This is a genomic window from Kitasatospora sp. NPDC028055, assembly GCF_040637885.1.
In the GTDB taxonomy this organism is placed as follows: domain Bacteria; phylum Actinomycetota; class Actinomycetes; order Streptomycetales; family Streptomycetaceae; genus Kitasatospora.
Genome location: NZ_JBEZXE010000049.1, coordinates 48,801 through 60,965 on the forward strand (window position 1 = coordinate 48,801; position 12,165 = coordinate 60,965).

The following is a 12,165-nucleotide window of genomic DNA, read 5'->3' on the forward strand; positions in this document are numbered from 1 at the left end:
ACCAGACGCACCGCCCACCTCGACTAGGAGAAACGACCATGACCATCCCCGCCGTGCGCAGCTTCGACAACCACACCCCGCTCGTCGACACCGAGCTGCTCCCCGGCCGTGGCACCGGCGTCAACGCCGCCCACCGGATGTACGAGCACCTCATCGGCATCTGGGCCACCGGCGTCATCGAGGCCGCCCACGACCTCGGCGCCTTCACCGCCCTGATCGCCGCCCCGGCCACTGCCGGCGAGCTCTCCAGCCGGCTCGGCACCGACCTGCGCGCCACCCGCGTCCTGCTGGACGGCCTGGCCGCCTACGACGTGGTCGAGCGCAGCCGCGCGGCGGACGGCCAGGCCGTCTACACCCTGCCCCCGGAGATGCACGACGTCTTCGCCCCCGAGGGCCTGTACAGCCTGGTCGGCAAGATCCGGCACGACCGCAACGTCGCCTGGGGCGCCTGGCGCAACCTCGCCACCAACGTCCGCACCGGCGCCCGCAACTCCGAGGGCTCCCAGCAGCTCAACCAGATCTCCGAGGAGGACTACACCTCCCTCGTCCGCGGCATCAACTTCTGGGCCCCGCCGATCACCGCCACCCTCGCCGACGCCCTCCGCGAGCAGGGCTGGACCGACGGCGCCGGCCGCACCCTGCTCGACGTCGGCTGCGGCACCGGCATCTACAGCCAGCTGCTGCTCCAGGAGTTCAGCGGCCTCAACGCCCGGGCCCTGGACGCCGAGCGGATCGTCCCGATCGCCAACGCCCAGGCCCACCGCCTCGGCGTCGCCGACCGCTTCAACCCGGAGATCGCCGACTTCTGGTCCGACGACTGGGGCACAGGCGTCGACGTCGCCCTCTTCGTCAACATCTTCCACCTCCAGACCCCCGAGTCGGCCCGCGAACTCCTCCTCCGCTCGGCCAAGGCCCTCACCGAGGACGGGGTCATCGCCATCGCCGACCACATCGTCGACGAGGACAGCACCGACGGGAACACCCAGAACCGCTTCTTCCGCCTCTTCGCCGCCTCCATGCTCGCCACCGGCGGCGGTGACGCCTTCACCGTCCACGACTACGACCAGTGGCTCGCCGACGCCGGCCTGCGCCGGGTCGCCCTGCTCGACACCCCCATGCACCGCCTCCTCCTGGTCAAGCACGCCTGACCCACCCATCCCCCCTCGACGGCCCCGACGCCCCGCGTCGGGGCCGTCGGGGTTCCCTCACCCGGAGACTCCCGTGACCGACCGCACCGCCGCCCTCCGCCCCACCCTCTGCCGCCCCGCCGCCCGCCGCCCCGCCCCCTGCCGCCCCGTCCTCTTCCGCACCGACCAGGACCTCACCCCCGAGGAGATCGCCGCCACCCTCACCGTTCTCCTCCTCCAGCACCGGGCCGCCCTGACCGCGGCAGCCGCCACCGCCCCGCCCACCCGGCGCACCGTCCGCTGGCACGACGTCTCCCTCCGCCCTCCCGTCCCCACCACCTCCTGGCAGATCGTCGCCTGACGCCCGACGCCCAGCGGCCCCCGGCGCGCCGCCGGGGGCCGTGACCGTCCGCTCCCACCTCACCCGATCAGATCCAAGGAGCCCGCCAAGTGCCCCGTCCCGATGAGGCCGTAGCCACCGGCCAGCAGCAGGAACAGCACCGCCGCCACCGCCACCACCGTGTAGTGCAGCCGACCGAACACCCCCCACCAGCCCCGCGTCCAGGCGAGGACCGCGCAGACCACCGTCAGCAGGGTCAGCCCCAGGGCTCCGAGGTACATCGCCGGCACCACCGTCAGCAGCGCCGAATCCCCCAGGAACAGCGTCTGGTTGAGGGCGTTGGAGTCCGAGGTCAGCAGCGCGAAGCACCCGGTCGCCACGACCAGCACCAGCCCCGTCACCCACCCCAGCAGTCGGGCCGCCGGCGCCCCGGCCCGCCCCTTGCCCCGCACCGACCGCACCACCGCGGCGACCAGCCACCCGATCACCGTGAGCGCCAGCACCACCAGGCTCCCGAGCGCCACCCGCTGGTGCAGTTCCGGCGCCTGGTACCAGGCCAGCGGCTGGTAGGCGACGGTCGGGTCGCCGTCCGTCAGCATCGAGACGACGTCCCCGTCCCCGTTCAGCTCGAAGGCGATCCGGGCGCTGCCGCCCACCTGCTGGAACAGCCCCGGCTCCACCTGCTGCCACCGGGTCTCGCCCACCTGCGGATCCCGGCTCACCGGCCCGCTCACGACGAGCTCCGCGCCCTGCGCGGCCACGTGCACGGACCCCATCAGCGCCGAGGCCCTGGTCAGGTTGGACTGGCTGACCCTGGTCGACCGGTAGTCCCCGGCGAACTTCCCGAGGTCCCCGCCGACCACCGCGGGTGCGGCGGCGGCCGGCGCCGGGTAGAGCTGGTCCACGAAGGCGTTGAGCACCTGCTGCGTCATCCATCCCCCGGTGGAGTCCTCCCCGTCCCCGTTGACGGTCACGTACAGCCCGACGCCCCGCTCCGGCAGCAGCGCCAGGTTGCTGTGGAATCCGGGCACGTCGCCGTCCTTGACCAGCAGCTGCTGTCCGTTGCGGTTGCGCTGTTCGAGCAGGTACGCCATCCCGGGAATCCGCTGGTCGGGCCCGAAGTGCCGGGCGAGCAGCTGCGCGGTGCCGTCCCGGTCCAGGATCGAACGCCCCTCCAGGGAGCCGCCGTTCAGCAGGGCGAGCATCAGCCGCCCCATGTCGGTGACGGTGGTGACGGCGGCCGCGCCGGTGGGGGTGAGCGGCCCGTACAGGCCCTTGGTCTCGGTCTGGCCGTCGCCCTCGGGGCGGTAGCCGTGGGCGAGTTCGGCGTCGACGGCGGCCGGGTGGGGCTGGGTGAAGGTGGTGCGCTCCATCCCGAGCGGCTGCAGCACGTGCTGGGCGACGTACTGGTCGAAGGGCTGTCCGGAGACCACCTCGACCAGGTAACCGGCGAGCGCCACACCGTAGTTGTCGTACGCGGCGACCACCCCGGGGGCCCGGACCCGGTCCGGCTGGTGGGCGGCCAGCGCGTCGCCCAGGCTCCCGACGTGCTGCGGCCCGGCCTCGGCCAGCCCCATGAAGGTGTCGTCGAAGCCGCCGGTGTGGGTGAGCAGGTTCTCGACGGTGACCGGGTGCCCCGGGTAGCTGTCCTCGATCCTGAACTTGGACAGGTAGGTGTTGACGTCCGCGTGCAGGTCCAACTTCCCGGCCCGGACCTGCTGGAGGACGGCGACAGCGGTGAACACCTTGGCGTCGGAGCCCATGAAGAACGCGGTCCGGTCGGGGTCGACGGCCTTGTGCCCGGGCACGTCGGAGACGCCGTAGCCACCGGCGAAGACCTGCCGGCCGCCGGCCACCACGCTGACCGCCGCGCCGGGGATCCGGTGCTCGGCGAGCAGCTTCGGCACGAGCTCGTCGAACAGCCGCTTCACCGATCCGGGGTCGGGTGGCGCCGTCGAGCCGCCCGCCGCCGCCGAACTGCCGCTGCCCGCCGTAGCGGTGGCCGCGTGGGCCCGGTCCGGCGTGAGCCCGTACAGGAACAGACCGATCGCCGCGAGCACCAGGACCAGTCGCACCCAACCCCGCCGGACCAGCGGCCGGTTCCCCTCGACGCGTCGCACGCTCATGATGAACTCCCGTTCGATACAAGTGATTTGTGGAAGCTCCGGCGCCCTCGCGGCGGGTCGCTTCCCGACACCCGCAACACTAGGCCGGGCACCGTTTCCGGGACATGGCCTCTGGGCGTCGATCGGGGGGTGTACCCAGGTACCACCAACAGGGGTCCAGGGCCCAGTGATCGGAGCGACGGCGGGCGGCAGTCTGGATGTCGTCAGCAAGCAACGGGTAGGGATACCGGCCGCGAGGCCGTCACGGAAAGGGCCGAGCGGTCATGACCAGCAGCATCACCACGGGAGTTGTGAACAACGTGCAGAACACCGACACCACGGGCGGCCGCCGCCGGCGCAACCCGCTCGGCATGCTGGGCCACGCCGTCCGGTCCCTGCTGCGGGGCCCCGCGCTGGCCGCGTTCGCCGTGCCGCAGCTGCTGCTGCTGGTCGCCGCCTCGGTCGCCGCCTCGCTGATGGGCCTCGCGGTCGGTGCGCTGCTGGTGCCGCCCACGATCCTCGCGGTCCGCGGCCTGGCCGGGCTGCGGCGCCGGCTCGCCGCCCGCTGGGCCGGCGTCGAGATCCGTGACCCCTACCAGCCGCTGCCGGAGACGGCGCCCGGTCTCCAGGGGGCCTGGAAGCGCTGCCAGGCGCTGCTGTCGGACCAGGCCACCTGGCGCGATCTGCTCTGGCTGCTGGTCGATCCGGTGATCGGCCTCACGGTGGCGCTGTTCCCGCTCCTGGTGGTCGGCTACGGCGTCCTCGGCCTGGTGCTGCCGCAGGTCTGGCAGTCGATCTCCGACCACGGCGGCAACACCTGGTACCTGTGGATCCACGTCACCGACTCGGCTGCCGCCGGCACCGCCGCCCTGTTCGGCGTCCCGGTGATGCTGGCCGGCCTGGCGCTCGCCCCGGCCGCCCTGCGCGGCCACACCAGGCTCGCCAAGGCGCTGCTGGGCCCGACCGCCCGGGCCGAGGCGCTGGCCGCCGAGCGCAAGGTCGCCCACCTCACCGAGACCCGGCGCGACGCGCTGACCACCCAGGCCGCCGAACTGCGCCGGATCGAGCGGGACCTGCACGACGGTGCCCAGGCCCGGCTGGTGGCCATGGGCATGAACCTGGGCGTCGCCGAGCGGCTGGTCGAGCGTGACCCGGAGGCCGCCAAGCAGCTGCTCGCCGAGACCCGCCAGGCCTCCGCCTCCGCCCTGAACGAGCTGCGCGACCTGGTCCGCGGCATCCACCCGCCGGTGCTGGCCGACCGCGGCCTGGCCGACGCCGTCCGGGCCCTCGGGATGGACAGCCCGCTGAACGTGACGGTCTCCGCCGAACTGCCCGGCCGCCCCGAGGCCCCGGTCGAGTCCGCCGTCTACTTCGCCGTCTCCGAGGCGCTCACCAACGCCGCCAAGCACTCCGGCGCGAGCCACGTCGACGTCCAACTCTGGTACGAGAACGGCACCCTGAAGGCCCAGGTCACGGACGACGGCACCGGTGGCGCCGACCCCTCGCGCGGCACCGGCCTGCGCGGCCTGGAGCGCCGGCTTGCTACCTTCGACGGAGTCCTGGCCGTCCGCAGTCCGCTCGGCGGCCCCACGACCCTGACGATGGAGCTGCCGTGCGAGTTGTACTCGCGGAGGACCTCTTCCTCCTGAGGGACGGTCTGGTCCGGATGCTGCAGGCCTACGACTTCGAGGTCGTGGCCGCGGTGGACACCGGACCGGACCTGTTGCAGGCCCTCCTTACCGAACGGCCGGACGTGGCAGTCGTCGACGTACGACTCCCCCCGACGTTCACCGACGAGGGCCTGCAGGCGGCTCTGGAAGCGCGCCGGCAGATCCCCGGTCTGCCGGTGCTCGTGCTTTCCCAGTACGTGGAGCAGCTCTACGCCAAGGAGTTGCTCGCCGACGGCAGCGGCGCGATCGGCTACCTGCTCAAGGACCGGGTCTTCGACCCCGACGAGTTCGTGGCGACGGTCCACCGGGTGGCGGCGGGCGGCACCGCGCTGGACCCGCAGGTGATCGCGATGCTGGTCAACAACACCGGCCGCAGCGGTCCGCTGGAGCGCCTGACGCCGCGTGAGCGCGAAGTCCTGGAGCTGATGGCGGAGGGACGCTCGAACGGGGCCATCGCCGAGCGGATGGTGATCACCGAGCGGGCCGTGAAGAAGCACACCGCGAACATCTTCCTCAAGCTGGACCTGCCCCCCTCCGAGGAGGACCACCGCCGGGTCCTGGCCGTACTGGCCTTCCTCCAGGTCGCTCCCTGACCCCAGCCGGGATCCCGGCCCCGCGCGGCGGCCCGCTCAGCCCCTGCGCCCGGTGTGCACCGTCATCGCCGACAGGTAGAAGGCGTCCGCCCGCCGCAGGATCCCGGTCGGCGCGTCCTCGTCGATCAGCGCCTCCAGGGTCGCCCGGTCCCGCGGGTCGATCGCCTCGGCCAGCTGGTCGTGGCGCCGGACCAGCTGGGTGTGCAGGTACTCGCGGACCGGGCGGGCCAGCGGCGCCGGGTGGTCGACCAGGAAGGTCCGGGTGCCGCTGGGCTCGAGTCCGGCCCGCCGGAGCATGGCCGGCCAGTCCTCGATCTCCTCGGTGGTGTCGGGCAGTTCGGCCCGCATGGCGGCGAAGCCGTCCTCGTGGGCGGCGTCCAGCCGGGCCTGGAAGCCGGGCCGGCCGAGGCCGAAGTCGCGGGGCAGGAAGCGCGGCGGCAGGCCGCTCTCCGCGACGGCGAGCAGGCCGCCGGGGCGCAGCCGTCCGGCCAGCGCGGTGAGCGCGGCCTGCTGGTCGCCGAGGTGGTGGATGGCGTTGCCGGACCAGATCAGGTCGGCCTCGCCGAGCTTGTCGAACTCGGCGGGCAGGTCGGCCTGTTGGGTGCCCAGCCGGCCGCCGGAGCGGGTCCGGGCGCGCTCCAGCAGGGCGGCGGACCGGTCGACGGCGACCACCTCGGCGGCCGGGAAGACGGCCGCGAGCTGCTGGGCGATCACCCCGGGTCCGGCGCCGACGTCGAGGATCCGGCGGACGGTGCCGTCCCCGGCGAGGCCGGCGAGCCACTGCCCGGCCGCGGTGACGGCGTCGGCCCGCAGGTCGGCCTCCCGCTCCAGGTGGGCCGCGAGCGCGTCCCAGTCGAGGTCGGCGGCCGGGACCTGCCCGTGGCCGTGCCCGTGCTGCTGGTGCTGGTGTGCGGACATGGTGTTCCCTCTCCGGTGCATGGGTCGGTGGGTCGAAGGTAGCTTCCACCGCCAGGCTGCGACCGACCATCCCGTATCGGCAAGCTTTGTTGCCGCCTCAGCAAACACTCCTCCCTCCCCGGCCCCGCTCACGCCCCGGTCCGCCGCCAGTAGGAGCGGGTGGCCACCGCCAGCGCCATGCCGTACCCGGCGAACGCGCACATCCCCACCCACCCGATCTGCATCGCCTGCTCCGGCGTTCCCAGCGCGCCCACCCGTATCTCGACCACCCCGGCCGCGCACAGCGACAGGTAGCCGATCCCGAGCAGCCCGTACGGCGCCAGCGTGACCGCGCCGATCAGCGCCGGGGTGAGCGGCAGCCAGCGCGGTACGGGCCGGCCGCGCAGCGGCAGGGTCCAGCGGGGGAACACCTGTCCCCACGGCCGGACCAGCCCCCACAGCAGGAACACCCCGACCGCCGCCAGCAGCACGGTGCCGTCCAGCCCCCAGCGCTCCAGGGTGAGCCAGAGCCCGGAGGAGCCGTTGCGCACGTAGTCGGCGTACATCCGGTCGCCGCTGATCCCCGCGAAGCTGCCGCCGGAGGCCCAGACCAGCTTCATCACCAGGTACGGCACGAAGGCCAAGGTTCCAGCCCAGGCCGCGAGTTGGACGGTGGCCGGGGCCGCCGAGGGCGCCGGCCGCAAGGCCGCCCGCGCCGGGACTGGCCCCCGGGCCCGCGCGGTGCGCGCCAGCAGCAGCGCCCCGGCCGCCGCCAGCACCTTGTGCACCGCGTCCGGGACACTGTCCACGGCCTGCCCGAACAGCAGCGTCACCACGTCCATCAGCAGGCTCCAGGACGCCGCCGCGGCCAGCCCGCACAGCAGCCACAACCCCCCGGCCAGCCACCGCCCCGGCCGCCCCAGGACCGTCGCCACCCCGGCCCCGACCGCCACCACCCCGACCCCGGCGACCGCCCACCCGACCCAGCCGGTCCCCCACAGCGCCGTCCCGCTCAGCCCACAGCCCGCCCCGAACCCCGCGTACCCGAGGCCCCAGCCGACCACCGCCCGACCGTCCCGCACCCACTCCCTGTTCACCATGGCCCCAGGCTCACCCGCCCGCCCCGGCCCCGGCCTCCCCCGGCATGACCATCCCCCTCCCCCCGCCGGGGGATCCCCTCGCCTTCGCCGCAACACAATGGCTCCATGAAGACCATCACGCAGTGCGAACTCGCGGCGCGGTCCAAGGCCGTGCTCGACGACGTCGAAGCCGGAGAGATCTACCACATCACCCGAAACGGCACCGCGATCGCCGAGGTCCGGCCGATCAGCCGTCGCCGCCGGTTCGTCCCCGTCGAAGAGCTCCAACGGAAGTGGCAGAACGCACCCGTGATCGACGCAGCAGAGATCCGTGCCGAAGCCGATGCCTTCTACGGCGACGAGGACCGGGTCGGCGACGACGACCCGTGGGAGCAGGCGTGACCGGGCGACACCAACGCGGGCTGCTCGACACCTGCCTCAGATCGACCCACGGCTCCTGCCGGCTCACCACGCTCCCGTTCGACCGGGAGGCAGCTCGGAGATTCGGCACGCTGACCGCGCTCACCATCCAGGTCAAGCGCGATCCCCGGCCTCACCGCATGGATTTGATGATCGCGGCAACGGCGGCCGCCCACGGCTTGCCGCTCTACACCCGGAACTGACGTCCGGCGGCCCGATCGCCCGAGCCGCCCGATCGCCCGAGCCGCCGATCCGCACCCGCCGGCCCTACCCCCGCGGCGCGGCGAAGCAGTGCACCTCGACCGTGCGCCCGGAGGCCCAGCGCTGTTCGCCGCTGCCGAGCAGGGTCCAGCCGAGGCGGCGGTAGAGGGCCAGGGCGGCGGTGTCGGTGGCGAGCACGTCGAGCACGGGGTGCAGCCCGAGGGTCCGGGCGTGCACCACGGCGTGGGCGAGCAGCCGGGTGCCGGCCCCGCGGCCGCGGGCGGCCGGGGCGACGTACAGGCGGCCGATCAGGGCGGTGAGTTCCGGTCTGCCGCCGGTGCGCAGGCTCCACAGCCCGGGGGCGAGGTCGCCGGGGCCGCTGCGGACCAGGCCGACGTGGCCGACGATCCGGTTGTCCGCCTCGGCGATCCAGGCGGCCAGCAGGCCGTCCGGACTGAGCCAGGCGGCGGGCCGCTCGGGCCACTCGGCGGGGTAGCCGTCGGTGGTGTGGACGTCGCCCAGGGCCCGTACGCAGTCGGCGAGGTCGGCGGCGCGGCGTCGGCGGACGCCCACCCCCGCACCGGTCTGCCGGGGGCCGGACGCGACGACATTGGCGCGTTCTTCAAGGTCAGCCATGCCGGTACGTTACCGGCCGGCCCTCACCGCCGCAGCAGGTCGACCACTCCGGTGAGGTCCTCGGCGCCGCTGCCGAGCGCCAACCGGTGTTCCATCAACCGGAAGTACGGGGACAGCAGTTCGACGCTCACCCCCTGCTCCTCGGCGGTGCGCAGCAGCGTCCCCTTGCCCGCGACCTGCATCGCCAGGTTGGAGACCACGCCACTCGTGTAGTCCCCGCTCTCCAGCTGCGCCGCCGTCCGTTCGACCGATCCGGCCATCGCGGTGAGCCACTCCCGCAGCAGCGGCGCCAGCTCGCTCGGCGCCACCGCCTCGCCCCGGACCAGCGCGAAGGCGTGGGCGATCCCGGCGAACATCCCGTACATCGCGCTGAGCAGCGCCACGTCGTGCAGCGCCGCGTACCCGGCGTCCGCGCCGACGTACCGGGCCCCGGCCGGCACGCCCAGCACCTCCCGGTACTCCTCGAAGACCTCCGCCGAACCGCTGTAGAAGACGTACGCCCCGGCCTCCGGGACGCCGATCATCGGCGGCACGGCCATGATCCCGCCGTCCAGGTAGCGGGCCCCGCGCGCCTCGGCCCAGGCCGCCCGGGCCCTGGCCTGCTCGGGGGTGCTGGTGACCACGTCGACCAGGTCCTTCCCGGCCAGCTCCACCCCGTCCAGCGCCTGCTCGACGGAGTCGTCGTCGAGCAGGCAGACCACCACCAGCCGCCCGGCGGCGACGGCCTCGGCGGCAGTGGCCGCCACCACGGCGCCCTCGGCGGCGAGCGGTTCGGCACGGGCGGCGGTGCGGTTCCAGACGGTGAGCGGGTGCCCGGCGGCGAGCCAGGTGCGGGCCAGCGCGGTGCCCATCGCGCCGAGGCCGAGCAGGGTGACGGGGGTCCTGGGCGAGGTCTCAACTGTGTTCTGTGCCATGCCGATCAGCCTCGGCCCAGCCGCGTCCATGATCAAGTACGCACTTCGGAGTGGGTGGTTACCCCGAGGTGAGCGACGAGGTCGGAAGGGCTGGGGGGCATGGCGACCGGTGGCTCAGTGCTCCTCCGCCACCAGGTGGTCGACACAGGCCGCGATCGCGAGCAGCAGCCCGGTGTCCGCCCCGTCGGCGACCTCCACCCCGTAGGTGTCGCGGACCCGGAACCACTTGCGGGAGATCCGGGCGAGCTGGTCGCCGTGGTGGTTCTCCACCCGGTAGTCCTTGTCGATCAGGTTGCCGTGGATCCTGAGCTCGCCGCCGGAGGCCAGCTCCACCAGGTACTTGTCGCGGAACGGGGTGAACAGCTTCTCCCGTACGGTCGCGACCACTTCGCCGTCGGCGTCCTCGATCTTCATCGCATCGCGGACGGTGAGCATCTTCTCCTTCACCACCGCGACCACGCGCCCGTGCACGTCCTTGAGCTCGAAGGTGTGCCGCAGCCGCAGCACCTTGCCGTCCACCAGGTAGGCCTTGTGCCCCCGGTCGTCCTCGATCCAGTAGTCGTCACCGACCGCGAACAGCTTCTCCCTGACCAGATACCGCACGTGGACCTCCTCCGTCGTCGAACTCGAACCACCCATTCGACCCTCCCCCACCCCCACCGCAAAGCACCGCCGCGCGCAGGACCCCACCCCCCTCGACCCCACCCCCCTCGCCTCAACCCGTCTCGCCTCCACCCCCTCGCCCCCACCCGCTTCAATAACCACCATGCTGATCACCCTCCACAGCGAGCGCCTCGACCTCCTCCCCCTCGCCCCCGAGCACGCCGACGAACTCGCCGCCGCCCTCGCCGACCCGGCCCTGCACGCCTTCACCGGCGGCAGCCCCGCCACCCCCGCGCAGTGGCACGCCCGCTGCACCCGGCTCGCCGCCGGCTCCCCCGACCCGGCCGAGCTCTGGGGCAACTGGGTACTGCGGCTGCGCGCCGACGGCGCCATCACCGGCTACGTCCAGGCCACCGTCCGCCCCGCAGCCGCCGAGGCCGAACTCGCCTGGGTGGTCGGCACCCCCTGGCAGGGCCGCGGCCTGGCCACCGAGGCCGCCCGCACCCTGCTCACCCACCTCACCACCGCCGGCCTCACCACCGCCGTCGCCCACATCCACCCCGACCACCACGCCTCCGCCCGCATCGCCCGCACCCTCGGCCTGCACCCCACCCCGCACACCGTGGACGGCGAAATCCGCTGGCAGGCCGATCTTCCGCACCCGTAGCATCCGAGCGGACCCCGCCCGGCAGCCCCAGGAGCACCCCGTGTCCGTCGACGCCGACCTCCACCTGCGCTGGCCCGCGGGCCTCGCCCCCACCACCGGCGAACTGGCCACCCTGCTCGGCCTCCGGTACGGGGCGGACGGCGGGCCCTGGGGCGAAACCCCCGCCCCGGACGGCGGCAGCACCATGCGGGTCCGCATCTCCACCGACCCCGCCGACCTCCTCGGCCCCCGCCCCGGCCGGGCCACCGAGCACCGCTACGACCACTGGCTGGTCCTCACCCCCGCCCGACGCGAGCCGTACCCCCTGGACACCTACGCAGTGCTCCGCGCCCACGCCCGCGAGACCATCGCCCTGCTGCGCCACCACGGCCTGGTGGAGGCCACCTTCGGCATCGACGCCTCCGGCGCCGACGGCTACTGGACGGCCGCCCGCACCCTGCTCGGCCCAGAGCCCGCAGACGTCGACCTGACCCTCTGGTGGGGCACCGAAACGCCCACCACCCCCACCCCCAGCACCCCCACCCCACCCCCGGGCCCCGACGACATCACCCGCGCCCTCGCCGCCCGCGCAGCCGGACTCCCCACCCAACACACCACCCGCTACACCGGCCGCCAGGTCACCCCCGACCAACTCGACGCCTTCGCCGACCACCTCACCGCCACCCTCACCCGCCCCGGCGAACAGCTCGACCTCGCCCTCTGGCTCGGCCCCCACCTCCTCCGCCACCAGACCGCCACCCACCCCACCACCGACCTCCGCCTCCTCCCCTGACCCGCACCGCACCCACCCCCAGCACCCCCCCACCCCCCAACCCCCACCCCCCACCCGACCCAGGCGAGAGGGACGCGCTGCGGGAGGGGGCGGTGGAGGGGGTGGGTGCGGAGAGGGGCGTGACGGGTGATTTTCAGACCG

14 protein-coding genes are annotated in these 12,165 nt (G+C 73.9%); 8 read left to right on the forward strand and 6 right to left on the reverse strand.

All coding sequences use genetic code 11. The features are described from left to right. Window positions 1-38 precede the first annotated feature (38 nt). Both AB0F71_RS33170 and AB0F71_RS33175 read left to right on the forward strand, forming a co-directional pair. Entirely contained in the window at window positions 39-1,148 is a 1,110-nt protein-coding gene (locus AB0F71_RS33170; RefSeq protein WP_360242512.1) for a class I SAM-dependent methyltransferase, read from the forward strand. A gap of 73 nt (window positions 1,149-1,221) precedes the next feature. Beyond that, window positions 1,222-1,488: a hypothetical protein gene (locus AB0F71_RS33175; protein ID WP_360242515.1), complete on the forward strand. Its 267-nt coding sequence runs from the start codon at window positions 1,222-1,224 to the stop codon at window positions 1,486-1,488. A 59-nt stretch (window positions 1,489-1,547) separates the two neighbouring features. On the opposite strand, the gene AB0F71_RS33180 is transcribed toward AB0F71_RS33175, so the two are convergent. Continuing rightward, window positions 1,548-3,593, reverse strand: a complete 2,046-nt coding sequence (locus AB0F71_RS33180) for a serine hydrolase domain-containing protein (protein WP_360242518.1) — start codon at window positions 3,591-3,593, stop codon at window positions 1,548-1,550. 263 nt (window positions 3,594-3,856) lie between these two features. Between AB0F71_RS33180 and AB0F71_RS33185 the strand changes: the two genes are divergently transcribed. Together AB0F71_RS33185 and AB0F71_RS33190 are read left to right on the forward strand one after the other, a co-directional pair. Next, entirely contained in the window at window positions 3,857-5,221 is a 1,365-nt protein-coding gene (locus AB0F71_RS33185) for a sensor histidine kinase (RefSeq protein WP_360242521.1), read from the forward strand. Further along, a complete protein-coding gene (locus AB0F71_RS33190) occupies window positions 5,185-5,835 on the forward strand; it encodes a response regulator transcription factor (RefSeq protein WP_360242524.1) in 651 nt (216 codons plus the stop codon). The genes AB0F71_RS33185 and AB0F71_RS33190 overlap by 37 nt, the downstream gene beginning before the upstream one ends. A 36-nt stretch (window positions 5,836-5,871) precedes the next feature. On the opposite strand, the gene AB0F71_RS33195 is transcribed toward AB0F71_RS33190, so the two are convergent. Together AB0F71_RS33195 and AB0F71_RS33200 are read right to left on the reverse strand one after the other, a co-directional pair. Beyond that, window positions 5,872-6,753 carry a class I SAM-dependent methyltransferase gene (locus AB0F71_RS33195; protein WP_360242527.1) on the reverse strand — a complete coding sequence of 294 codons (882 nt, stop codon included), beginning with the start codon at window positions 6,751-6,753 and terminating at the stop codon, window positions 5,872-5,874. Between the two features lie 128 nt (window positions 6,754-6,881). Next, a complete protein-coding gene (locus AB0F71_RS33200) occupies window positions 6,882-7,832 on the reverse strand; it encodes a hypothetical protein (protein ID WP_360242530.1) in 951 nt (316 codons plus the stop codon). A gap of 105 nt (window positions 7,833-7,937) precedes the next feature. Between AB0F71_RS33200 and AB0F71_RS33205 the strand changes: the two genes are divergently transcribed. After that, window positions 7,938-8,213, forward strand: a complete 276-nt coding sequence (locus AB0F71_RS33205) for a PhdYeFM domain-containing protein (RefSeq protein WP_360242533.1) — start codon at window positions 7,938-7,940, stop codon at window positions 8,211-8,213. Next, window positions 8,210-8,434 carry a hypothetical protein gene (locus AB0F71_RS33210; RefSeq protein ID WP_360242535.1) on the forward strand — a complete coding sequence of 75 codons (225 nt, stop codon included), beginning with the start codon at window positions 8,210-8,212 and terminating at the stop codon, window positions 8,432-8,434. Before AB0F71_RS33205 ends, AB0F71_RS33210 begins: the two co-directional genes overlap by 4 nt. A gap of 64 nt (window positions 8,435-8,498) precedes the next feature. On the opposite strand, the gene AB0F71_RS33215 is transcribed toward AB0F71_RS33210, so the two are convergent. From AB0F71_RS33215 to AB0F71_RS33225, 3 genes are all read right to left on the reverse strand, one after another. Next, window positions 8,499-9,068 (reverse strand): GNAT family N-acetyltransferase, encoded by a 570-nt coding sequence (locus AB0F71_RS33215; RefSeq protein WP_360242538.1) that lies wholly within the window; start codon window positions 9,066-9,068, stop codon window positions 8,499-8,501. 23 nt (window positions 9,069-9,091) lie between these two features. After that, a complete protein-coding gene (locus AB0F71_RS33220; RefSeq protein ID WP_360242541.1) occupies window positions 9,092-9,982 on the reverse strand; it encodes an NAD(P)-binding domain-containing protein in 891 nt (296 codons plus the stop codon). A 114-nt stretch (window positions 9,983-10,096) separates the two neighbouring features. Further along, window positions 10,097-10,585, reverse strand: a complete 489-nt coding sequence (locus AB0F71_RS33225) for an LURP-one-related family protein (RefSeq protein ID WP_360242544.1) — start codon at window positions 10,583-10,585, stop codon at window positions 10,097-10,099. Window positions 10,586-10,748: 163 nt separating this feature from the next. On the opposite strand from AB0F71_RS33225, the gene AB0F71_RS33230 reads away from it, so the two are divergent. Then, window positions 10,749-11,252, forward strand: a complete 504-nt coding sequence (locus AB0F71_RS33230) for a GNAT family N-acetyltransferase (RefSeq protein ID WP_360242547.1) — start codon at window positions 10,749-10,751, stop codon at window positions 11,250-11,252. Between the two features lie 40 nt (window positions 11,253-11,292). Further along, complete coding sequence (locus tag AB0F71_RS33235; RefSeq protein WP_360242550.1) at window positions 11,293-12,024, forward strand: hypothetical protein; 732 nt, start codon at window positions 11,293-11,295, stop codon at window positions 12,022-12,024. The last annotated feature ends 141 nt before the right edge of the window (window positions 12,025-12,165 follow it).

Coding starts and splice junctions, on each gene's coding strand:
- AB0F71_RS33170 (WP_360242512.1), top strand. CDS start 39: ATGACCATCCCCGCCGTGCGCAGCTTCGACAACCACACCCCGCTCGTC.
- AB0F71_RS33180 (WP_360242518.1), bottom strand. CDS start 3,593: ATGAGCGTGCGACGCGTCGAGGGGAACCGGCCGCTGGTCCGGCGGGGT.
- AB0F71_RS33185 (WP_360242521.1), top strand. CDS start 3,857: ATGACCAGCAGCATCACCACGGGAGTTGTGAACAACGTGCAGAACACC.
- AB0F71_RS33195 (WP_360242527.1), bottom strand. CDS start 6,753: ATGTCCGCACACCAGCACCAGCAGCACGGGCACGGCCACGGGCAGGTC.
- AB0F71_RS33200 (WP_360242530.1), bottom strand. CDS start 7,832: ATGGTGAACAGGGAGTGGGTGCGGGACGGTCGGGCGGTGGTCGGCTGG.
- AB0F71_RS33205 (WP_360242533.1), top strand. CDS start 7,938: ATGAAGACCATCACGCAGTGCGAACTCGCGGCGCGGTCCAAGGCCGTG.
- AB0F71_RS33215 (WP_360242538.1), bottom strand. CDS start 9,068: ATGGCTGACCTTGAAGAACGCGCCAATGTCGTCGCGTCCGGCCCCCGG.
- AB0F71_RS33220 (WP_360242541.1), bottom strand. CDS start 9,982: ATGGCACAGAACACAGTTGAGACCTCGCCCAGGACCCCCGTCACCCTG.
- AB0F71_RS33230 (WP_360242547.1), top strand. CDS start 10,749: ATGCTGATCACCCTCCACAGCGAGCGCCTCGACCTCCTCCCCCTCGCC.